At 54.6% G+C, this 24,547-nt stretch carries 13 protein-coding genes; 1 reads left to right on the top strand and 12 read right to left on the bottom strand.

Features of this window, described 5'->3' with window-relative positions; all coding sequences use genetic code 11:
* Positions 1-98: 98 nt before the first annotated feature.
* The 6 genes from K239x_RS02085 to K239x_RS02060 form a co-directional block, all read right to left on the bottom strand.
* Positions 99-674 carry a TorD/DmsD family molecular chaperone gene (locus K239x_RS02085; RefSeq protein ID WP_145416030.1) on the bottom strand — a complete coding sequence of 192 codons (576 nt, stop codon included), beginning with the start codon at positions 672-674 and terminating at the stop codon, positions 99-101.
* The gene (locus K239x_RS02080; RefSeq protein ID WP_145416029.1) at positions 671-3,478 is read right to left on the bottom strand and encodes a molybdopterin-containing oxidoreductase family protein; all 2,808 of its coding nucleotides are present in this window, start codon (positions 3,476-3,478) and stop codon (positions 671-673) included. The genes K239x_RS02085 and K239x_RS02080 overlap by 4 nt, the downstream gene beginning before the upstream one ends.
* Positions 3,475-4,335 carry a 4Fe-4S dicluster domain-containing protein gene (locus K239x_RS02075; protein ID WP_145416028.1) on the bottom strand — a complete coding sequence of 287 codons (861 nt, stop codon included), beginning with the start codon at positions 4,333-4,335 and terminating at the stop codon, positions 3,475-3,477. Before K239x_RS02075 ends, K239x_RS02080 begins: the two co-directional genes overlap by 4 nt.
* 68 nt (positions 4,336-4,403) lie before the next feature.
* Positions 4,404-5,591, bottom strand: coding sequence for a molybdopterin molybdotransferase MoeA (locus tag K239x_RS02070; RefSeq protein WP_145416027.1), 1,188 nt, complete (start codon positions 5,589-5,591; stop codon positions 4,404-4,406).
* 52 nt (positions 5,592-5,643) lie between these two features.
* Positions 5,644-6,285: an HAD family hydrolase gene (locus K239x_RS02065; RefSeq protein WP_145416026.1), complete on the bottom strand. Its 642-nt coding sequence runs from the start codon at positions 6,283-6,285 to the stop codon at positions 5,644-5,646.
* Between the two features lie 9 nt (positions 6,286-6,294).
* Complete coding sequence (locus tag K239x_RS02060) at positions 6,295-6,933, bottom strand: 3-keto-disaccharide hydrolase (RefSeq protein ID WP_145416025.1); 639 nt, start codon at positions 6,931-6,933, stop codon at positions 6,295-6,297.
* Positions 6,934-7,093: 160 nt separating this feature from the next.
* On the opposite strand from K239x_RS02060, the gene ilvD reads away from it, so the two are divergent.
* Positions 7,094-8,770, top strand: coding sequence for a dihydroxy-acid dehydratase (gene ilvD, locus K239x_RS02055; protein ID WP_145416024.1), 1,677 nt, complete (start codon positions 7,094-7,096; stop codon positions 8,768-8,770).
* Between the two features lie 14 nt (positions 8,771-8,784).
* On the opposite strand, the gene K239x_RS02050 is transcribed toward ilvD, so the two are convergent.
* The 6 genes from K239x_RS02050 to K239x_RS02025 form a co-directional block, all read right to left on the bottom strand.
* The gene (locus K239x_RS02050; protein WP_419189571.1) at positions 8,785-10,104 is read right to left on the bottom strand and encodes a hypothetical protein; all 1,320 of its coding nucleotides are present in this window, start codon (positions 10,102-10,104) and stop codon (positions 8,785-8,787) included.
* Between the two features lie 190 nt (positions 10,105-10,294).
* Positions 10,295-13,042, bottom strand: coding sequence for a serine/threonine-protein kinase (locus K239x_RS02045; RefSeq protein WP_145416022.1), 2,748 nt, complete (start codon positions 13,040-13,042; stop codon positions 10,295-10,297).
* Positions 13,035-13,652 carry an RNA polymerase sigma factor gene (locus K239x_RS02040; RefSeq protein ID WP_145416021.1) on the bottom strand — a complete coding sequence of 206 codons (618 nt, stop codon included), beginning with the start codon at positions 13,650-13,652 and terminating at the stop codon, positions 13,035-13,037. Before K239x_RS02040 ends, K239x_RS02045 begins: the two co-directional genes overlap by 8 nt.
* Before the next feature lie 1,190 nt (positions 13,653-14,842).
* Positions 14,843-19,033 (bottom strand): serine/threonine-protein kinase, encoded by a 4,191-nt coding sequence (locus K239x_RS02035; protein WP_145416020.1) that lies wholly within the window; start codon positions 19,031-19,033, stop codon positions 14,843-14,845.
* Positions 19,034-19,212: 179 nt separating this feature from the next.
* Entirely contained in the window at positions 19,213-20,661 is a 1,449-nt protein-coding gene (locus K239x_RS02030; protein WP_145416019.1) for a DUF1501 domain-containing protein, read from the bottom strand.
* 3 nt (positions 20,662-20,664) lie between these two features.
* Positions 20,665-24,162 carry a DUF1553 domain-containing protein gene (locus K239x_RS02025; protein WP_419189570.1) on the bottom strand — a complete coding sequence of 1,166 codons (3,498 nt, stop codon included), beginning with the start codon at positions 24,160-24,162 and terminating at the stop codon, positions 20,665-20,667.
* Between the last annotated feature and the right edge of the window lie 385 nt (positions 24,163-24,547).

Raw genomic sequence — 24,547 nt, 5'->3', positions numbered from 1 at the left:
TGTGAGATAAGAATGTCAGGGGGGAATCAAACACTCTTGTTCATAGGTTCAGTGTGGCATTCTACCGCAGCTCGACGGCAGCAGAAGGCTACCAATGGCTAGGAGCCCGCGAATGTCGCTTCAGAATCAACCAATTCGCCCGTCAAAGTCGCAAGCGATCCGTAAAATCCCACCCCGCTTCGCTGAATAACTGAACGCAAAAGCGGCTGCTGCCAACACAGATGACGACTGAAAAACAACTGCCCCAGTTCAAGCAATTCGTCACTGCGCTGGAAACTGGCACGTTGGTGAACGAGTCCCATCAACTGCAATTGGTATCCCACGTGATCGGACATCGTCGAACCATCAACGATGTCAGGCGCGTCCAAAATCTCGGCAAAGCGATTCATCGAAGCGACCGTCTCGCTTTGCAATTGCCCAGCCTCCCAGACGCTCTGATACGGAGGCAAATGGTTTTTGGGACCGATAAACAGCGAACAGTATTCGACGGCAAGCATTTCAACGCCCGCCGGTTGGAGCATCGACTCATCGACGGCAAACGAGTCGCGCAGTAACGAGTCATGCTGTGCAGTCGCGGCAAGTTGCTGCAGCAAATCCAAATCGACTTCGCTCAGCCAGAGCCGGCCGATTAGCGCGTAGACATTGGCCAGTGATTGATGCTCTTCGGACGTCATGCCGATTCGACTTCAATTTTCGTAATGCGAACGATGGTGTCATGAAACGCCTGCTGACCACTGATAGGGTCAGGTGCAATCGGCAACAGTTTATTTTGGTTCCAACCGTTACCGGTATTCGGTTTCCACTTGGAAGTGTCGCCGCCACTTTTGTCTTCCCACCACATGTTGCGCTGCCAATCGTCGTCGTGATAGGTCTCCGTATCGCTACCGACAAGTGCGCCGGCGGTGGCCGGTTCTTTGGTCGCTTGGGCCACGCTGGTGTACTGCGTATGCCCGCAGCTATTGCTCATGGCGATCGCGCTGGGATGAATACCTTGCATCGTCACAATTGGCACTCGCATTTTGGACACTTCGTGGCGTGTCGTTCCTTCCTTCCAGTCTTCACGGCGAAGATGAGGTGCCTTTTCTTGAAGATGAACTGAGTGGTAAGAAGTGATCTCGATCCAATCACCGTCTTGGATCCCTAACCGTTCCGCCGTCTTGGGGTTGAGCCAGGCGGGGTTGGAGTGAACGATTTCGGCCAACCACTTTAAATTCATCGTCCGCCCATGGTTGTGAACGTTCCATTTAAAACTGGTCATCACGAGTTCGTCGTCCGCCAGATTTTGCATCTCGACTGGCAAAAACCAAATCGGCATTTCGTCAATTTCGCTGTCGTGGCCCGCATGACTATCCGGTCGATTGGAAGTCTTGGTCATTCCGCTGCGTGCAATCAAATCGCTGCAGTCTTTGTTCTTGCCGATACGATTCACAAACGCGCTGCGAATCTCAAATTTTCGACTTGGCGTTTTAAAACCGCGTACCGCTCGATCGCCGTGCTGGATTCCAATTCCGATACCGTCCTTGGTGATGATGCCGTTTTCGTCGGTTTGACTGCCCGCAAGATCCTCTTTGCTCAGCTGGATCTCGTAAGGCTCGTAAAACGGTTCCAACTCAGATTCCCAAACGCCTTCATCTAACAATCGATCCAGTCCGCTTTTACCGGTCGTCGGATTCTCGGGGATATTTTCAGACCATTTCTCCATGTACTCGCGAACATCTTTTTCTGGGTACCACTGCTCCATCCCGTCGCCGATCCGGTGAGCCAATTCGGGAAAAAAATCACGCACGTCGCGTGATTCACCCAGCGGTTTGACCATCGGAGTCCGCAGTCCGACATAGGGACGCAAATTGTACGAGGCTCGCGCATCAAGATCCCAACGTTCCAGGTAGGTCGACCAAGGCAAAACGATGTCGGCGTAGTGAGCCGTTTCGTTGTAAAACGCATTGATGCAAACGTGAAACGGAATCAGTTTTTCATCGCACATCACTTGCTGCGTCAGACTCTCCTCGGGCCATGTGATCGGCGAATCCAAGTTGTACGTCATGTACGCCTGCAGTTTGGCACGGCCCTGCAGCAAGTACAAATAAATGATCTCGCCCACGCGCATCCGTCGCCAAACATTTGCCAGCGGATACTCAGGCGGATCTTCCAATACGCTATGTGTCTTGGGACTAGGCGGCATGGGCGGAGTCTTGGCGATCGGATCGACGCCACTCCACGGTGACCAGCACCAACCACCTTTTTTGCCAACACTACCCACCAATGCGTTGAGCAAACCAATCGCGCGGTCGTTGTAAAAACCATTTAAATGCGCCGAACTGCCTCGGTTACACATCGTCGTTGCCCTGGGCGCGGCCTTGGCAAATTCAATTGCGATTCGGCGAATATCGTCGGCAGCGACACCGCTAACACTTGCTGCCCACTCGGGCGTATTCTCCTTCAACAATTCGCGAAGTTCATCGACCGAAACATTCGTCCAGGTTTCGATGAAATCGACGTCGTGCAAGTTTTCGGCCAGGATCGTGTGTCCCATCGCAAGCGCGATCGCACCATCTGTTCCTGGAAAGGGTGAAAACCACTCGTCGCTGGCTCCCGCTGTGTTGGACATTCGCACATCGAACGTGACCAGTTTCGCACCGTTTTCGAATCGACCTTTCTGGATCCGGCTGGCAAACGGAATGTGACCTTGATGCGCCTCAAACGCATTGGAGCCGAAATTCAGGATGTACTTGGTGTGTTCGACGTCGTTCAGATCCCAATCGCTCTCCCAAAGATACGTCAGGTTTGCCGCGCGACGATTGCCACTGCACAGAGCCCGGTGATTCAATTGGGTGCTCGTGCCGAACGCCACCAAAAATCGTTTCACGGCATCTTTACTGCGCAGTCGTCCCTGGTGAAACGCAAACTCTTCGGGGTGATCGCTGTCGCGAATCGCTTTTAGTTTGACGGCGATTTCGTCGAGTGCTTCGTCCCAAGTGATCCGTTTCCATTTGCCTTCGCCGCGTTTGCCAACTCTTTTAAGCGGATACAGAAGACGCTCGGGATGGTATTGATGATTCAGTGCCGCTTGGCCGCGCGCACAAAGGTATCCGCGGCTATTGGGATCGTTCGGATTACCTTCAACCTTGATTAGTCGACCGTCTTTGACGTAGCCGATGATGCCGCACACGGTGCTGCAAAGCTGGCACATGCCCGGGATCTTCTTGACGTTTTTATACTTGTCGCGATCGGGCCAGTTTCGTTTCGCATGCGGGCCGGGCAACTTGCAAACCCCGGGCATGTCACCTCGATACGGCGTGGCTTTGATTCGATTCCATTTATCCAGATCAATGCCCTGCTTGATCCGTTTCGGCTTGTCAGATCCCGACTGCTTCGGGTCTTGCCCATTGGCCAATCCAGCCAGCAGGGAGCTTGCGCCGATCGCGGCACCGAGTGCAAAAAAGCGTCGTCGTGATTCCTGCGTTTGATCCTTGCTCACTTTGACGCCTCCTTCCAACGATAGATATCGTAGCTCTCTCCTTTGAACGACTCGCCTTCCGTTGGAATGACTTTTTCGACGATCGGCAAGGCGACCCCGGCAAACCACATTCGGGGTCGCGTCTCTTTTTCGGGCCGTAGTTGTGACAACTCTCCCTCGGCTTCTTTGGCAGCATCCATCGCTTTGGTGATTTTGCTTTCCGGATCATTCAGATCGCCAAAATACAAGGCTTCGGCTGGACAAGTCGGCACGCACGCTGGCTCCATTGCTTCGCCGCCGCCAAGCCCACTGCCGAGCTCACTTTCTGAATCGTCGCCCGGCTCGCCTTCGCCAAGCTCTGTGCGGTGATAGCAGTTGTGGCATTTGACCGCCTGCTTGGCGACCGGATCCAAGTAGATCGCACCGTACGGACAAGCATCCACGCACGAACCGTGCCCGCAGCAGGATTCGTAATCGACCGCCACGGTTCCGCCGGTGGTCTTGTGCAACGCGCCGCAGGGGCAAGCTTTGATACACGGCGCGTCTTCGCAGTGCTGGCACGACATCGGCATGAACATCCGCGCGACCTTGGGGTACTCGCCAACGTCTTGGTAGAACGTCTGGCGAATAAAGTTACCCAGCGGCACGTCGTTTTCGCTCTTGCAGCTCACTTCGCAGGCATGGCAACCGATGCAGCGACGCGAATCCACGAACCAGCCCAGTTTTTTACCATCGTCCGGCGGTGTCATCCGGTCACGCCAGAATTCTTCGGGCTGAAAATTATCATTGGTTAGCTCCGCAGCAGTAGCAGCGGTCGCGGCAACGATGGGCAGTGCGACGGATGCCTTCTGCAGAAAGTCACGTCGGTTATTAGTCATTGATAATTCAGAAGAGGGATGTCTTGGTCGCGCCGTTAGCAACAAAACCAATTGATGGACTCAGCAATTCAGCTCCAAGCATAGTACGGCCAGGGGCCGTTGCCCGTTTCGCCCGGTGGCAATTCAACATATCCAGTGCTTTGGCCAAGTGAAACCAAGTCGCCCGATCCCAGACTTTGCACAGGTTCCGCCACGCCGTGATCGATCAAGCGAACCAATCGCATCCAATGTAAAGGAATGGTTTTGGATCCGGCATTGGATAAATGGACAACCGGGCAGTTGGATCGCCAGTTTTTTTGGCCGCTCATTTTTGCCAGCAACGGCATTGCAAACCGGTGGCAGCCAATGGTCGCACTGACTGGATTGCCAGGCAATCCGACGATCAGCTTTCCATCGGCGGTTGCCGCGCCCAAGATGGGCTTTCCCGGACGTACCGGCAGTCCATGAAACACCACTTCACCGCCGACTTGGCGGACAATCTCTGGCACATAATCGTAATCGCCCATCGATACCCCTCCCGTCAAGATCACCGCATCGGAATCGGTCAAAGCGGTGGTCAACGTCTGAGCCAACTGCTCGCGATCATCGACCGCATGAACGGACGCGACATGTTTGATCCACGCCGGTTGGCTCAGCAACGATGCGATGGAACTCTGGTTGCTGTTACGAAGTTGCCAGGGTTGGGGTGCAGCATCATCAAACTTGCCGACTTCATCGCCTGTGGTGATCACAGTGACACGAACCGGCGCGAAAACGCTGACACGGTCGGCACCAAAATTTGCCATGGTCGCGCGATGTGCGGCGGTGATGCGTACGCCGGCGCTGAGAACGGTTGATCCACCTTTCGCATTTTCGCCAGCACGGCGAATGTTGTCGCCCGCTTGTGTCTGCATGGCTGACTGACGAAAGCGGATGCTGCCATCAGACTCTTCGGTGTCTTCGCGTTTAACCACAGCCTCGCATTGGTCCGGGACAATGGCTCCGGTAAAGATTCGCACGACTCCGTCAGATTGCATCGACGGCGGTTTTTCGCCAGCAGCGGCCTCCCCCGTCACCGCAACCGTGTTTTGATCACTCAAATCGGCTAAGCGAATGGCATAGCCGTCCATCGCCGAAACATCTGCTGCTGGGCTATCGCGATCGGCAACAACGTCATCCGCCAAGACACGACCGGTGCAGTCATCGGCATTCAATCGAGCCTTGACGACAGCGAGTTGATTGGCGAGTTCGCGAATGGCCTCGGCAGGATTCTTCATCAGTGAGGTCTATGGCAATCGTTGGGGGGAGGTGGATTCTAAAAAAAAGGATCTAGAGCACGCCAAAGCGTCGCAGCTGTTCTTCCAACTCCGCGCCACCGAAACACTGTGCCGCCTGCCAACCTCGGCTGATCGCGGCATCGATGTTTTCCTGACGGTCGTCGACGAACAGAATATGCTGCGGATCAACGTTGGCCGCTGCTTCTGCGGCAGCGTAAATCTTCGCGTCTGGTTTCATCGCGCCGACTTCGTAGCTCAGAATCGTCGTGTCGAACGGGCCTTTCGTGGCGGGCCAATTTTGCCGGGCGACCCAGTCCCAGTGCGCAAAGCAAGTGTTGGACAAAATTCCGATTCGGTAGCCTGCTTGGCGGACCTGTTGAATCGTCCGCGTCATCGATTCGATCGGTTTGAACATGTCGCCCAGTGCATTCAAAAACGACTGCAAGGGAACGTCACGCCCATCAACTTCGCCGCCCAGATGACGCCGGACTTCTGCCAAAAAACCAGCCTCCGAGATCTCACCATGTTCATAGCGATCTTCCAGGCCACTGTCGTAGACCGCTGCCTGTGCTCGCTCGGATGAAACGTCAAACAGCTTGGCGATATTGTCGCAGGCAATTTGCGGATCAAACGAAACCAGGATATTTCCCAGGTCAAAGTAGACGAACTGAATCTCCGCGTTTGTTTCACTCATTTGTTTCACTCATTCCGACAGCTCCGTGATACGAATGTTGCGATACCAAGCTTCTGCTGGCGGGCCGCTGTGGATTTGCAGACCGATGATCCCCGAAAGCGGAATGCTGTCGTCCGTTTCGGTGTAATCGACGGTCTGTTCACCATTGATAAAAATCTGAATGCGGGGACCTTTGCACAGCACGCGGATTTCGTTCCAGCCTTCTTTGGTGGCTGCTTTGGATACATCAGGCGTTTCTGCCAAAAACACGCGGCGGCGTGATTCGTCATACAGGGCTCCCCAGATGCTACGATCGGGAGTCGTGCCGATGTCGGCTTGATATCCAATCAGTTCAGTGTCTTGAGGAATCCGTTTCGAACGAAACTGGATGCCCGCATTGGTGCCCTGCCCAATCAATTTGGCTTCCAGACGAAGTTCAAAATCGCCGTAGGTTTTCTTGGTGCAAAGAAATTCGTTGACCGGAATCTTTTTGTCCAAAGTGCCGGCGACCAACGCGCCGTCTTGAACGCGAAACCATTTTTTGTTGCCCTCCCAGCCCTTCATGGTCGTGCCATCGAATATCGTTTCAGCAGATTTGGCCGGTTCATCTGCTCGCAATGCAGCTGAAGAAGCCAGAAGAATCACGGTGCACAGAACGTAACGAAGCATTGGCGGGACCTTGGTTGAGGGCAAAAATTCGATCCGTCATCGATTTCGGATCTAGCGTCCTTTGTCAAATTCGCTCCGGTGATCATAATCTCTGTGATCATAACCATTGGGCAGCAACTTTACTTGTCCCCACCCCCAACCGATTTCCCTCAATCGTGCCATGTCTGAACTAAACAAATACTCCAGCAAAATCACTCAGCCCAAGAGCCAAGGCGCCTCCCAGGCCATGCTCTATGCCACCGGCATGAGTCGCGAAGACATGGACAAACCGCAAGTCGGCATCGGCAGCGTTTGGTACGAAGGCAACAGCTGCAACATGCACTTGCTGGATTTGGCCGCCGATGTGAAAGCAGCGGTAACCGATGCGGGCATGGTGGGAATGCGTTTCAATACGATCGGCGTCAGCGACGGCATTTCGATGGGCACCGACGGCATGAGTTACAGCCTGCAAAGCCGAGACCTGATCGCCGATTCGATCGAAACGATCATGGGCGCCCAGTGGTACGATTCGCTGATTGCCTTGCCAGGCTGCGACAAAAACATGCCCGGATGCCTGATCGCCATGGGCCGTTTGAATCGCCCGGCCATCATGGTCTACGGTGGAACAATCAAACCAGGTTTTCGGAACGGTGAAAAACTAGACATCGTCAGTGCGTTTCAGTGTTACGGCCAATATATCGCCGGGCAAATCAGCGACGAGGAGCGACAAGAAATCGTTCAGACCAGTTGTCCGGGCGCCGGAGCCTGCGGCGGCATGTACACCGCCAACACCATGGCCACGGCCATCGAAGCGCTCGGCATGTCACTGCCTTATTCTGCCAGCATTCCTGCCGAAGATCCGGACAAGAAAGATGAATGCCGCCGCGCTGCCGCCGCGATCCTGAAATTGATGGAAGCCGACATCAAGCCTCGCGATATCATGACGCGCGAAGCATTCGAGAACGCGATGGTGACGGTCATGGCCCTGGGCGGCAGCACAAATGCCGTGCTTCACCTGATCGCAATGGCACGCAGCGTGGATGTACCGCTAACGCTTGACGATTTCCAAAGCGTCAGTGATCGCATTCCGTTCTTGGCAGACCTCAAACCAAGCGGCAAATTTGTTCAAGAAGACTTGCACAGCATCGGTGGAACTCCGGCGGTCATGAAGTACTTGCTCGCCGAAGGTCTGATGGACGGATCGTGCATGACCGTGACGGGAAAAACTTTGGCGGAAAACTTAGAGGCGGTGCCGGGCCTAAAAGAAGGTCAAAAGATTGTTCGTCCTGTCAGCAACCCGATCAAAGAATCGGGCCACATCCGAATCCTAAAGGGCTCGCTTGCTCCCGAAGGCGCGGTTGCAAAGATCACCGGCAAAGAAGGCTTACAGTTCACCGGGCCGGCACGCGTTTTCGATAGCGAAGAAGACATGCTGACCGCTCTGGAGGAAAAGAAAATCCAGAAAGGTGATGTCGTCGTGATTCGCTACGAAGGACCTCAGGGCGGCCCCGGAATGCCCGAAATGTTGACACCAACCAGTGCAATCATGGGCGCGGGACTGGGAAGCGACGTCGCGATGCTGACCGACGGTCGATTCAGTGGCGGCAGTCATGGCTTTATCGTCGGGCACATCACGCCAGAAGCTCAACTGGGCGGACCGCTCGGATTGCTGCAAGACGGTGACATAGTCACCATCAACGCCGAAACGAATCGGTTGGACGTCGATGTACCGCAAGCGGACCTCGAAAAGCGACGCGAAAGCTGGACCGCACCTGCCCTCAAAGCGACTCGTGGAACGCTTTACAAGTACATCAAGAACGTCAAAACGGCCAGCGAAGGCTGTGTGACCGACGAATAGAATCAACCGCTCGGTTAGAACTTGCGATTTAGCTGGACAATGATTTCCGTATCAAACAGCTTGTCGTTGGTAACTGGAACCGACGACGCCAATCGCATCGCCCATTCGCCTGACAATTCGGCGTGAAGCCCCGTCGTGATGTTCAACACATCCGTAATGGCTTCGCCGCCTGGGTGAATGGTGGTCGTGTTGATCGACGTCCCCGGAAAAACAACCGGGTCAGTCGAATCAAGCCGCGACGTATAGTGAAGTTCGGCAATGGCCGCCAATCCCGAATCGGCCACACTGTTTGGCGGCAGCAACCAATAGCCGATGCCCAAATCGATCGAACCAGTGAATGCCGCGTCCACGGACGCGTTGGTCGTTGCAAATGCGACGTCGTTGACGATCAAATCATCGTCGCCCAACGGAATGTCTAGCTGGGCAAACAAATGCCCAAATATACGAGCACCCATTCGGTTGGTCGATGCAAAGAACGGAACCAAGTGGACTGCATCGCTTTCCAAAACCGTTTCCACGCTGCGATTGAGAAGACGTCCGTCATCCCCCGTCGGCAATTCGATTCCCAAGCCCATCGAAGTCGCGCGGCACTGCCCGGCGTAAAGCAAGTGTTTCAGAATCAGCGACACATCGCCCATGGTTCCCCCGTCAAACGCGTCATCATCAAGACTGCCCGCTAGAGGCAGTCTTGCTTCCAACGACCAGGCTCCATCGGCAAACGTTTTTTCAATGCCTAGCAAGAAGCGATCCGCGGATGCGTCGGAACTTTGGCCCAGTCCATTGCTTTGTGAGTACGCATCGTGCATATGGCTGTAACTGATCCAAGCTCGATCCGACGTGATGGCTTGGTTGTTTTCTGCCACCTTCAATCCGCTGACACCACCGGCGTGCGGCAAGTCGCCCGTCAGATCTTGGCTACCCGTTCGGTAGGCCAGGACTGAATTGAAGCGACGAAAATCACCGAACATCTCCGGCACTTTCACCAACCGACGTCGACTGGTGCTGCGGTAGTACTGATTCAGTTCGGCGTTGCTGGATTGACGATTCGACAATCCCAAGAAACTACCGAACGCGCTGGCATAGCTTGGCGCAGGCCGAACACTAGCCAACTGAGAACCGGCAGGGCCGCGAAGCAACTGAGGCTGCGGTGTTGCGGTCGGCACCGCAACACTCTGAGCGGCGGCGACACCCTGGGACGCAGCAACAACCGCTGGTGCAGTCGGCACGGCGGCTTCTTGCCCAACCGATGATTGCGTTAACGACGTCGCCAAAGCAAGCGTCATAGAAGCTATCAAGCGCAGAGCGCGAGCATCGATTCGCAAGGTGTCATCCATGACATTTTGCCTGAGGCGTAGTACGGTTTTCTTAGCAGCTTCTTCTCTAATTCGGACCGCTTTCCCCCCGAGTGGAGAAATTCCGTGGAGATATGTGGCCGTCGGTAGGAAGCGACACTGATCGTGAGGCTCGTGCCAACCGGCAGCCGTCAAAGATGGCCAATGCATTCAGACTATTGGTAGCAAAACATCATGCGTCTGGCTCACTCATCATCCGGGCCAGATCGTCCATTTCGGCGCCGAGTTCGAGATCGTTGACAAATCGGCCTCGAACCTCGTTCCACTTTTGCAATGCGTCACGCAACTCTTGCCGTCCCGCTTGTGACTCGCCAGCGGCAATTTGCAGTAGCCCCTTTTGAGTTTGATGAATCAATCGTACTCGCAGAACGTCCTTCGACTGCTCGGCTTCTTCGCTTGCGGCAACATCGTGGCTGAGCAATTTTTCCACCGCGTCGATGCAAGTCCGTGCACCATCGATTGAACCCTGCAACAAAAACCCGCGCCCGCCCTGCTGAAAAACGCGAACCAATTCCATTCGGTAGTTTAAATCGTGTTCCGAAATCGCCGCCAACATGACCTGCCGGTCCAAGGCTTCTTCCAAGAACACGTTTCCCTGATCGACGTCACCCGATTCATACGCAATCGTTGACTGCAACAACCGACAGCGCGCCAGACGCAGCAGATTGGATCCGTCGGTAGGCCGCAGCACGAAAAGATTTTTAAACGATCGATAGGCTTGGTCCAAAAACTCAGACGATTTGGAAACGCTGCCCAGGTCGGCAAAGTACCGCCCCAAACCAAACGATCCAATGCCTTGATCACGCAAAAGCAAAACGTTGTCAGGATCAGACTGGAGCAGTTTGACTCGGTGCGATTGAGCCTTCTGCATCTTGGCGAGTGACTCTCCGGGTCGATTGAGCCGCGCCAGCGAGAGACCGTGATTCATCAACGCATTCGCATACTTTCGTTCCGCTCGAACTTCACCGGCAAACTCGCTGGCAAGATCTTTCCGTATCGCAACGGTGCGTCCAAACGCTGCTTCGGCTCCGACATAGTCACCTTGTTTGACCAACACTTGCCCGACGCCGTTGTGAGCATCCGACACTGCCCGCTTGGCTGCGGCAGTCGCTTGTAGCTGCGGCGACAGACTGTCAAAAACGGCAAACGCATCTTGAAAATGCTCCATCGCTTTGGCAGGGCCGTCAACTGCCAACGTCAGTGATCCCAGCCGCGCATGGGTGCCGACCAAGCTGCCTTGCAAATCCGGATGGTCTGCCGCAATCTGCACCAGGGATTCGTAGTGCTTGATTGACTGGCGAATACGCTCCTGCCGTTCGCGGTTCTGCCCCGGCTGATTGGAAAAGAGCGGATCGTCTGAGAGCTGTGTGTACAATTCGTCCAAGGATGCGAGTGCGCCGTGCAAGCTGGCCGATGTCTTTTGCGATTGATATCCCCAGGCAACCAATCCGCCGATCGTCGCGCCAAGGGCAGCCAACGATGCAAAGATCAAACCTGCGACCAGCACGGCCGCGTGTCGATTACGCCGGCTCCACTTAACGACGCGCCCGACCGGTGTGATCCGCCGTGCGACAATCGGCTGGCCTGTAAGGTAACGGTCAAGGTCATCAGCAAACTCGCTTGCCGTTGCATACCGTTTGTCGGGTTGCTTGTCCAAACTTTTCAGTACGATGGTTTCCAAATCGCGATCAACGGATTCGTTGATTCTTGCGGGCGGCACGACTTCCGACTGAAGAACTTGTTGAAGTGTTTCGGTGGGCGTCGAAGCTTGGAACGGCGGGCGGCCCGTGATGGTTTGGTACAGCGTCGCTCCCAGTGCATAGACATCGCTTCGCGCGTCGGCAGTCCGCGCGTCTTGAATTTGCTCGGGCGCCATGTACGGGGGAGTCCCCAGCACTTGTCCCGTCCGCGTCAGATGCAGTGCCGATGCATCGCCAGTACCTACGTCGCCCAAACTGATTTCGCAAGCCAAACCAAAGTCCGTGACCAGGGTACGGTCCGTCACCGCATCGATCATCAAATTACGAGGTTTTAAGTCACGATGCAAAATATCCTGCGCGTGCGCCGCCGCGACTCCCAAAGCAGCATCTTTGATTCGATGAGCGGCTTCGCTGCACGCAAGCGGACCGTCTATCAGACGCGAGGCCAAATCCCCGCCGTCGACCACTGGCATCGTGTAGTACGGCTGTCCATTGATTTCACCAACATCGTAAACCGGCACAATGTTGTCGTGCGAAAGACCGGCCGCAGCTTTGGCTTCGACCGCAAATCGCTGCCGAAATTCGTCACCACGAAGCCGATCAGAAATCGGATCGGCGATTTTCACAGCGACGCTGCGGTTGGTCTTGTGCTGTGAAGCACGGTAGACCGTCGCCATTCCACCACGCCCCAGAACTGCCTCCAATTGATAGCGGCCAAACCAGCGTGGCAAATCTGATTCTGAGATTCGTAGGCTGCGTCCCTCGCGTGATGAGTGGTGCGAACTGCCATGCCGTGATTGAAACAACTTCGGTGAAAGCGTCAAGTCAGGAAAGCGACGTCGGAACTCCGATTCCGTTGGTGGATTCTTTGAGTTCCGGCGAACTTCGGCTTCGTGCTGAGCCAAACGCCCGACAATTTCGGGTTCTCTTAAGACGCGAAACCGCCGCGTGTAGTCTTCTACAAAAGTCGGTCGGCTCGATACATCGTTTAACGTGTCGGCATCCGGGCTCGCTGAACTTCCCTTGGATTCTTGGCTCCAGAGAAACTCCATCTCGATGCAAACCAGTTCTTCCAACGTCGCCAGATACTGGTTCGGTGGCTTATCAGGCAGATAATGGTCAATGGACGATGGGCAACCTGATCGCCAATCGGATTCAAATTTTCGGCGAGTCGATTCATCAACAACCCGCGAACTGGAAAGTTGAATCGGTTTATCCATTGGGGATCATTTCTGCTGACAGCACATCACGAAGCTGATCTTGAATCCGAGTGCGCATTCGACGCACCGTGCGCTCACTGCAGCCTATCGTTTCAGAAATCTCTAATTGCGTTTTGCCGTCCAACGTCATCGTCAATATCTGCCTCTGCTCTTGGTCTAAATGCGTGAAGACATGTTCCAGGAAATCCGCAAAATCGACGTCTGCCAAAAACGAATGACTCGACTTCGGCTGCATCGCGCCGGACTGCGGAATCGCTTGTTCGCGACCGATCGATCGCCGGTCGCGAGTATGAAATCGGGCTTGCATCCGCGCTTTGTTCAGCGTGATCGTCAACAACAAACGCCACAACGATTCGGTGTCTTCGATCTCGAACTGGCCTTCACCGATCCGGCGAAAAAACGTTCGGCAAGCCGACTGAACGATGTCATCGGCATCAACACGAGTCCGCAGACGATCGGCAATTTGACGTTCTGCGACTCGCCGCAGTGGCCCGCCGTATTGCTCCCAAAATTGCTGGACTGTTTCCGGATCTCCATCAGCCAACTGATGAAACCAGTCGTCGTGCGGCCAATCGTGTTCAGCGTTTTTGTCGCTCATTTTGTCACTCATCACGCGTGCAGGACGTTGAAAATTTCGTCTCCTTCAATCGACTGGGGACAGCAAATAGTCTAACTGGTGACAGGCGTCTCTCTTGCGCGTTCACCATTGGGATTGCTAACCGGACTGAGTGTCGGACAAGTTTCCTTGCATTTCCTTGCCGAGTTTTCTTTGCAGAGTGAACATGCGTCCTGCAAGAAACGCACAGGCAGCAGGTCGAGCCAATGGACATCGCGCGCCCGTCATTGCGTGGCGCAAGTCATTTGGCGTCTAGAAATTCGACGAACGGTCACGTTTTGCTAGCATTCGATCGCCTCGACGTATTGTTATCTGCTTTTGTGACGTCACATCGACCTGAAGCTATCTTCCGGCGGTATCGGGTCGTTGATCTCACCGCGCGGCACACCTATAAAATGGGCGACCTGCAGGCGATGGGCCAACCTGGCAATCCAGGGAAAGCTTAAGTCTTTATCGATTTCTACTTCAAGGATTTGCGGATGTACGGAAAGTTCAAATGTTTCGCGGTGGCCATGACGTTAGTCTTTGCGATGGTTCTAACCAGTCACGCTGATGCCGGCGGACTGCTGAGTCGGTTGAAACAAAGACGTAGCTGTTGCCAGGCACCGACGACTGCCTGCCAACCCATTCGATCTTGCCAGCCAGTTCAGACCTGCCAGTCAACCTGCAGTCCAGTGGCTACCTCGCCCGTCCGCTATTCAGGCTGCGGGTGTTGCCCGAGCTTGAATCCAACGGCGACGACGAGAATATGCACGGGAACGTGGGAGCGCCACCCGCACTTGCCATTAGTTTGCAGTGCAAAACTGGCAAGAGAAATGAATTGCTGTGTGACGATGCATGCCGACAACAGCATGCTGCTCCAAGCATGTCAACGCAACGCGGTTGCCCGCTACAACTACTGCCGAGGAGTCCCACATCGTCCAACAGGTACTCCAACAGCATGCACAAACTGTGAATGCAGCAGCCCGACCTTTGGTTGCCCCGGCGAACCGGGAAGCGGCGAGCATCAGTCGTGTCGGTATGATTGCGAGTACGAATGCTCACCGCCCAATGATTTGTAAGCGGCTGGTGCCGTAAGAGGTTGAAACCACGGGGTCGGACCTACCGACCTCTGGACATCCAGCGATCAAAACAAGAAAGCGGCGAAGCATTCACTTCGCCGCTTTTTTTATGAATGCCGTCGATCACTTCGCTTCATCATCGGCATTGCGTGCCAGATAGATGCCCAGTTTTGGCTTGCCGTTGTCCATCATGTATCCAGACCGTTCCCAGAAAGGGTGCACGATCGAGCTGACGTAGAACTCCGAATCGCACACACAGGCCCCACAGTATTGATCATTCACGAAGTGTCCGGTTCGAGTTGGAATAAATGAATGCAGCCGATGAGCGTACTTTAGATCGGGATCAAAAACGCCACTCTGCTTGGCAACTTCAACAGCAAGTTCACTGAACGGTCCCTTCAGGTAATCACCGCGAGCGGCCAGCTGAAATTCGCTGAGGGTAGGCGTACGGTAGCCGTTGGCTTGGTCGTCAAATACCCACGGGATCGGTTGAAACGTATGCGTTTCGCGACTCCGCTGCACTGGCTCGACGACTCGCGGCTGATAACACGGCTGAAGACCTTCGCGACGACTGAGCCAATTGCAGAAGTCGTAAGCTTGCGAGAGCCGAGTCACCATCATGGGTTCGTGCTCATCATTCAGCAGGTACTCTGGCAAAGTGTGCTTTGCGAGTGTTTCTAAATGCTCCTTCTGAACTTCTTCGGATGCGTCCCCTGACGCGATGTACTGGCTATAAAGACGTCGAGACACTGGGATCGCCGACATCCAGTACGGGCGATCCGCGACGACTTCGATCACACGAGGATCCACCTTGCTTACGGGAGCGGTCCACTGTTCATACTCCAGCAAACGAGCTTCGCCGCGGATCATCGGCAGGTTGTCAGGGCCAATACTCCACTGTGGATCTTCGGGTGGTGCAAGAGCGATATCAGCCACGTCCTGCCCTAGGTGATTTGCCAGGTAACGTCCTGCGCTGTGGACGATCGCTTGAGAGTCATTAATCAGCTCAGCAACGTCCAAATCAATGTTCGCTCGCGTCAATTCGGTGACTGGGTAACTGCCCAACAAAACCGATGCATGGTAACGAACCTGTTTGTCGTAAGACGGCTTGGTGAGTTCGGCCCAGAGCTCCGGAGTTCCTCTCCACTGAGTTCCCTGCTTTAGAAAGGCAACGTCACGAAAGCCATCCTGGCTGCCTTTCATGCGTTCAACTAATGGGTCACGCTGGCCGAGGTATGCCAACAACAACACCGCCCGATCGGCACGAATGCTGGTGGGGTCAGAGAACTCCTTGTTGATCGTTTCGACGGTGGGCTGCCTTGCGTCCGCGTCTGCCACCAACGACTCCAAAACAACAATGGAATCGCTTACGTTGCTTGCAGCCTTAAGCATCGGTGCAAAAAACTCGCTCGGTGCCAGATCCAACAGATTTGCCAACTGCGAAAAACCACTTGGCTGGATCGTCTGAAGATAGACTTCGGACCGCAACTTGACACGGGGATCAACCGAATCGTTCCAAGCCAAAACCGCTGCCGTGGCGGGTTCACCAAAACGGCTCAATGCGTCGATGCGCTCCGGCATATCCTGCGGCGGGCCATTGAACAGCATGTCAATATTGGCAGTGAGTTCGCGACGGTTTGACTCCTGAGCCCCACGCCACTGGGACCAAGCGACGACCGACATAAACAGGAAAGCGAAAAACGAAAGCAGCGCAATAGAAATGCGTCCCGCGTGGTGCCGAGTCGCATCACGAAGAAATTTTGACTCCACCTTGGATCTTCGTTGCAGGACTGACCCTGGCAATAAGCCTAAGTATTCAATGAACCCTGGCAAATGATTTTTGCTTTGGCGACGCGAGTAAACATCACTCAATTCGCTGAGCCGTGTCCGGGTCCGGCCTCGCCAAGTACGGCTTTGCATTCGCCCCAGAAAGGCATTGACTGGTTCGACCAAGAAATCGTGAGCCAATCGATAGTGGCTTGCGCAATCACCGGACTGAAATCGTTCAGGCCGAGCTTCGCTTGATTCGACATCGTCGGATTGCGGCGTCAATTCAAACTTGGTTGAGTCGTCGCTAACGGTGGCTACAATTCGCAAATCTTCACACAGAATTCGTAAACAATCCGCCAACAAGTGCGACAGGCCGGATTGTTCAAAAGCGACGACCAAGTCGTTTCGGTGCACGACTACTTCCGAGACGGTTTTGCCCACTGGCGGAACCAAGAGTGACAGAATCCGCGTGACTGCCGGTGCCAAACGGCGATACTCGGGCGACTGCCGACTGGACAGTTCGAACAGCTCTTGCAGATACAGACTGCATGCGCCCGAAACGCCGCCGCTGTCACGCAGTGCTTTGGGCGTCCAATCTTGCAGACGCACCATTTGTGCAAAGATCACCAAGTGAACACAGATGACCGATCCGTCGACGGATAGTTCGTTGACGGCCTGAGTGATGAACTTTTCTTGTTGCGATGTAAGCGGCTCACTTTCTGGCGGCAGAATTCCTGACTCGCGCCCCGTTGATTCCAAAATCCGGTGCGCGTGCTGCCGATCGAGCAGCTCCACAGACGCGACGTTACGCCCCTCCTGCATCGGTATTTCCAGCCAATGAAACAGTTCCTTGACTGCCATCCAATAGTCATCACGCGTGACGACCAGAACGCGAATTTGGATCCCGTCACATTGACGAATGGCTTCGGCAAAGTCGACTCGTTCATCGATCGTTGCGTTGTGTGCCCATGATTCAAATTGATCCAACACGATCAGCCAACGTTGGTAGCCGTACGATGCCGGGTCCCCGCTGCGAATTCGATGCAGCAAATCTCGCAAAGAGGACCCCGTGCTGTCGCCCTGCATTCGCGACTCGATGATTCGCGTCAGTCGTCGGCCCAAATCTCCGGGGCGACATTCGATGTAAATGCGGCAGGTGTCGGACTGAAGTTGGCTGAACAGTCCGGCGCGAACGTACGACGTTTTTCCCGCGCCGCTGGGACCATAAAGGACTCCAACGGGAAAATCTGTTTGGGGATCATTGCTTTCGACCCATCGTTTCCAAAATCGAATCGAATCCGGCACGCCATTACGGTCGCGTGTCCCAGGAATCAACGACAAATAATTCGACGCATCGAGTTCCGTGAAAGGCTGTAGACCTCGTTTTCCCAAAGCTGCTGATTCGGCCGAACCCCATTGATGTGACACGTCGGCCGCCAACGGAGCTTGGTTCGATGAGCCATCGGAATGTCCCGAGGCTTCCAGCCAATGGACCAAATCCACTCGCAAGTCCGACGCCGATGCGTATCGGTTGCCGATCAAGGGCTGCAGGCATTTCAGGACGATTCGCTGAAGTTCGTCATCAACGTTAGAATTCAACTGCCGCGGAGGTGGTACCGAATGAATCAACGTGCGGCGATTGATCAGCACCGCGTTGCTACCACTAAACGGCCGCGTGCCGGTAAGCATTTCGTAAAGCACAATACCGAACGCCCAAATGTCCGATCGACCATCAATCAAATGCGATTCACCTCGAATCTGCTCGGGCGACATGTACCCCGGCGTCCCTCCAATTCGCGCCGCCGATTGATCGGGAAAATACGCAATTGCCAAACCGAAATCCAAAAGCTTGACGACACCGCTTTTGCAAACAAATAGATTGCCGGGTTTCAGATCACTGTGCACCAGCTGTTTTTCGTGTGCATGAATCAGTGCGTTGGTGATTTCGACGCCGATCTTAACTGCGTCCGTGATTTGCAATCGCGATTGTCTGATGCGCTGTGAAAGCGAAACACCTTCCAGCCTTTCCATCACAATCAGCAGCTCGGCCGGATTGACGTGGATCAGGTCGTGGATCTGGACAATGTTGGGATGATTCAGCGACGCAACCGCTCGGGCTTCATCACGCACACGCCCCGCGACAAAGCTACGCAACCCGGTGGATTGTTTGATCGCAACGATCCGATTCAGAGATCGATCAAACGCAGAATAGACCGCTCCAAAGCCGCCCTGCCCTAGCCGGTCGCGAATTTCGTATCGGTCGGCTATCAATTCGCCTGGTTGGTATTTGGGTGCCCTGAGCCCATCCTCCGAATCGTCACGCTTGGTTAAGTTGCCAGGTGTGCCGTCGGCGTTGATCTCTTCCACTCGCGTTGGCGGCAATTGAGTGAATTCGGCGGTGGCTTCCGATTCGGGCCGACTTGAAACGCGAGAGGCATTTGACGATGCACCCGACGATGCAAAGGTTGGCAATTCAGAAACGAAATCGCTTTCACTCTCGAAGGAGCGGGTACCAAGATCTCTCGATTTTGAATCGTCGGTCATCAGTTGCTCAACTAACAGGCACCGGGGAGGTTGCACGGTATCTCATCAGGCAAATTTTTGCAATCATTCCCTGCCACCTTACGCTTTTGATTCAGCTAGCTTGATTCGGCGTTTCCCTTTTTGCCACTTTTGATTTTAGACTCTTTGTTTCTGCATCGATTCCCGTGGGCCCAAAGCACTCAGGCGATCAGATCGTGAATGATTTTGCCATGGACATCGGTCAGCCGGTAGTCACGACCTTGGAAACGGTAGGTCAGCTTTTCGTGGTCGAACCCCAGCAAGTGCAAGATAGTCGCTTGTAGATCGTGCACGTGAACTGGTTTTTCAGCCACGCTGAAACCGAGTTCATCGGAGGCCCCATACTCAAATCCACTCTTCGTTCCGCCGCCAGCCATCCACATCGTAAAGGCATCGGGAAAATGGTCGCGGCCCAGAATTTTGCTCTTTGCAGTACGGCCTTCGCGAAATGGCGTGCGTCCAAATTCGCCGCCCCAGACGATCAGCGTGTCTTCGTAGAGACCGCGTTGTTTCAAGTCCTTGATCAACGCTGCAATCGGTTGATCCATGGTCCGGCATTTTTGGGTCAGTCCGTCCGTGATTCCATTTCCCTTGTTGGTGCCGTGAAAATCCCAACCCCAGTCAAAGAGCTGCACAAACCGCACGCCTGATTCGACCAAACGCCGCGCAAGCAGGCAGTTGTTTGCCAAGGACGATCCTCCCGGTGTCGCCCCGTAATCGTCGAGCGTTTTCTGAGACTCTTGCGAGATGTCCATGACGTCGGGGACTGCCGTCTGCATTCGAAAGGCGAGTTCGTACTGCGAAATCCGAGTGAGCGTTTCGGGGTGCCCCATTTCGGCTGCCTGTAGGTGATTCAGATCACTGAGTGCATCCAATGTCATCCGTCGCATTTCGCGATTCATTCCTGGCGGGTTCGACGAATACAAAACCGGATCGCCCTTGGATCGGCACTGCACGCCTTGATAGACCGACGGCAGAAACCCGCTACCAAACGAATTCTTGCCTCCGTTTGGCTGCACACCACTGGAGATCAAAACAACAAAGCCCGGCAGATTTTCGTTTTCGCTTCCCAGTCCATAGGTCACCCAGGATCCCATCGAAGGCCGACCGCTGCGGGGCGAACCGGTGTAGACCAACAGCTCGGCCGGCGCGTGATTGAACTGGTCCGTGTGCATCGAATGAACCATGCACATGTCATCGGCAACCCCATGAAAATTCGGAATCGCGTCGGACATCCACATGCCGGCTTTGCCATAGCGATCCCACTTGCGCGGCGAGCCCAACAATTTGGGTACACCCGACGTAAAAGCAAACTCGCGTCCCTTCAAAAATTCATCAGGACAGTTCTGATCGTCACGGCCAACCAACTCTGGCTTGTAGTCAAACAGGTCCAAATTCGGCGGCGAACCGGTCATGTGCAGATAGATCACACGCTTGGCTTTGGCAGCATGATGCGGCTTCTGAGCCGATAGCGGATCGCCAGCATCGCGCGCCGCAGATGCCTCGCCCGCCATCAGAGAACTCAGAGCAATGCTGCCCAGCCCCGCGGTAGAATGGCGAAAGAAATGCCGACGTGTTTGTAGCTGCAGTCGTTGTAGTCGAGGGTCCATCGGTTACCGTTTCATGAAAATTTCGTCGAGATTCAAAATCACATTTGCCACGACTGTCCACGCGGCAAAGTCGGCAACGTTGGCGTCGTCAGGTAGTTCACCCAAAGGCTCGGTCGCCATTGGCAAAGCCTTGGATTCGTGTTTTTGAAAGTGCTTTTTCGATTCGTCGGCAAGCTGAGCGAGTCGCGTGATTTCCGCATCCGTCGCATCGCGAATCAAACTGCGCCTGATGCCGTGCTGTATCCGTTGGGCCGGCACGTCACTTGCCGCGATCATGCGTCGAGCCAGTGCCTGGGCGGCTTCGATGTAAACCGGATCGTTCAGCGTCACCAGCGCTTGAAGTGGAGTATTGGTGCGAATGCGTCGAACGGTACAGACTTCGCGATTGGGCGCGTCGAACTGAGCCATCGATGGATAGGGACTACTGCGTCGCCAAGTGGTGTAGATGCCGCGCCGATACTTGTCGTCACCCCTGCTAGTTTTCCAATCGGTCGCGCCGCCAAAAGCCGCCTTCAATCCCAGTTCAGGTTGCGGCGGATTGACGGGCGGGCCGTACTTCTTGTCACTTAGCAAACCGCTGACGAACAACGCTTGATCGCGAACCATCTCTGCAGAAATCCGAAACCGAGGACCTCGCGAAAACAATCGGTTGAACGGATCCGCGGTGATCGCAGCTTGATTCGTCACGCTGCTTTGGCGATACGTCGCCGACGTCACGATCAACTTGATGAATCGTTTGATGTCCCAGTCGTTGTCGCGAAGATTGACGGCCAACCAGTCCAGCAACTCCGGATGCGACGGCAATTCGCCTTGAGACCCAAAGTCTTCGCTGGTTGCAACGATACCGGTTCCGAAAAGCTGTTCCCAATGTCGATTCGCGATCACACGCGCCGTGAGTGCGTTGTCATCATCGACCAACCAATTTGCCAGTGCCAATCGGTTGGGATCGACACGGCCAGACGCGGCGTCGTGACGTAATGGATGAAACGCCGCGGGCGTTCCTTCAGTGACTTCGTCTCCCGTGCTGAGGTAGTTGCCACGAATCTGGATCTTGGTAACGCGGCGACTCTCGTCGGCTAGATCCTTCATCACAGGAATCGTGGTGTACGGTTTCAATGCTGCCAGATCTTGTTCGATTCGTTTCAACTTCGCTCGTTCACCAGCCAATATTGGCGATACGCTGCGGTGATAATCAGACACCATCGAACGTTGTCGATTCGTCCAGTTTTCCGGATCGCTGGCAATCAAGTCACCGATGCGTTTTGGCATCTGCGCCCAAGTCGCTATCCCTTTGCTGGCGGTCGTGCGAATGGAGAAATGATTGAGCACATGTCGTTGATGCTCCGATTCTTGCTCGATGTCGATCGTCAGCAGACCATCACCAAAGTCAATCGGCTTGGCCGTCACCAACGTCAATTCATGGACCTGTCCCGTTCGCGGTGAAACGGCCCAGCCACTTTTCGGCGACATTTTGTCGTCGATCGCCGCAGCGGCCGGAAAACCTTTCTGCGAAAAATCAGCAAACGCAGCCGACATTGGCACATCTCGGGGTCCCGTCAGCGAAAAAGCCACGCTCGGATCTGGCACTTGATCGGGTGATTGCTCCCAAACAATCTTGCGAGATTCATCAAGTAATTTGATGTGATAGCCGTTCAACCGGTTCCTAATCGCGACGCCGCCATCGGTACGATTGAATACGACGATCCGTTGGAGCGGATGCGTTTCTTTCAGGTCAACTTCGACCCACGGCGTGGTTTGCGATTCGGTATGAGTCACCGAGCTTTTTTTGAAATCGCCATCAGTCGTCCCATCGTTTACCCGATCGGCCTGGCCACCAAATGCGGTCGAACTCTGAATGGCGTCTCCATCGACAGCGACATTTCGGCCATTGCTGAAGGCTTGAATTTCGGCCAAGTGCAAGAACTTGTTCTTACCAGGAAGTTCGACTCGAACAAATCTTGCCGACACCTTTTCGTTTTCTTCATTCAGCGGCGACCAACTTGCCTGGACGTGGGTGATAACAAAGCTTTCCTTTTGTGCCGGTGGAACGGCAATCTGAATTGCCGAAAGCGGTTCGCCGGATGTTTTGATTTCGACCTGAAAGGTATCCGTCGTCGGACGTTCGCCAGAGGTTGAAATTTGACCATCCTCGTCAATCACAAGCTTGCGATGTTTGGACTCGACCGACTGCGGTGTTGCAGTCGTCCAGACGGGCCTTGTCTGAACCTCGGCAAGCCACCTGGCACGATCTGCGTCGACTAGACCCGACGGTCGATTCAGCCTGGCCGTGATGGATTTGATGTCGTCGCGAAGCTCTTGCTTGCGTTTCTTTTGATCGTCTGACCAGAGGTCGACCGTGGGCCGTTCATTCTTGATGTCAGCATCTTGCGATTGATTGAAGAAGGCAAAAAAACGAAAGTAGTCTTCGTGAGTAATCGGGTCATATTTATGAGTGTGGCACTGTGCACACGCCATCGTGGTCCCCATCCAAACGGCCATGGTTGTGTTGACACGATCCGCGACGGCGGCGTTGCGAAACTCTTCGTCGTTGGTTCCGCCTTCGTTGTTGGTCAGTGTGTTGCGATGAAACGCAGTCGCAACAAGCTGTTGTTCGGTGGGATCATCCAGCAAGTCGCCAGCGATTTGTTCGATTGTAAATTGATCGAAGGGTTTGTTTTCATTGAGCGAGCGAATGACGTAATCGCGAAAAGCCCAGATGGTTCGCGGTGGATCGTCCGCATAGCCTGCCGAATCGGCGTAGCGAGCCAAGTCCAACCAGACGCGGCCCCAACGTTCGCCGAAAGATTGTTGTGCCAACAACTGGTCGACATAGGATTCATAGGCAGTTTCGCTCCGGTCAGTCGCAAACGCCTGTGCCTGTTTCCAAGTCGGCGGCAATCCGGTCAGATCCAACGCAACACGCCGCGCAATCGCTAACCGCCCCGCCTCTGGCGACGGTTGCTGCCCGGTGGATTCAAGTTTCGCCAAAACAAAGTAGTCAATCGCATTGCGAGGCCAGTCGTTTTGTTTGACGCAAGGCAATGCGGGACGCACGGGTTTTTGATAAGCCCAGTGCTTAGCGTAGTCGCCGCCCTGCTGAATCCACCGACGCACCAAATTAACTTCATCATCCGTCAACGGACGACCTTTGCCCTGCGGTGGCATCTGGACGTCTTCGTCATCACTGATGATCCGCAAAAGCAATTCACTTTCGTCGGGATCGCCCGGTACGACAGCGGCGTACCCACCGAGGTCCTCGCGAGATCCCTCCTGAGTATCCAGCCGAAGCCCCGCAGCGCGCTCTTCTTCATCGGGACCGTGACACATCAAGCAATTGTTGGACAGCAACGATCGGATGTCGCGATTGAAATCAACGGGTGCTTCGGCGGTCGCGCTGACGCTGTGCAAACAAATCCCAGCCATCCAAGTCGCGACCGTCAGCAAAAGCTTGGACCGTGACCGCGTTTCTAAAATCCGGTTGCCGATCAAAGAGAGGACCATCAAAAAACAATTGCTTAGAAAGAAATCGATCTGTAGGTCAGACCGAACGTGATGAAGGCAAATGAGGCGGGAGCTCTATTCTAGCAGAGAGCAAAATCCAAACGGAAAACTGTTGCGAAAATCAGCCGGAACCACCGAAAAGTAGCGAAGTTCGTCCAGAAGATGCGTTTTCCGCTGATGGCCCGCACTTTGCAAACACGCGGCAGACCGTCCTCCCGCGCCGGGCAAACATTGTTTGCGAACACTACTTGCCCATACTACTTGCGAATCGGGGAGTGCACGAGCGAGACGATCGTCATTGAAATCGCTTCGGCAGAATCTCGGATCTCGGATCCGTTCTTTCGCCACGGCGTCGAACGGGTTGATGCGAAGAATCCAGCGAAAC

This window comes from Stieleria marina (assembly GCA_007741555.1).
Classification (GTDB): Bacteria; Planctomycetota; Planctomycetia; order Pirellulales; family Pirellulaceae; genus K23-9.
The sequence above is the reverse complement of the archived record's forward strand: the minus strand, read 5'-3'. Positions and strand labels throughout refer to the sequence as shown.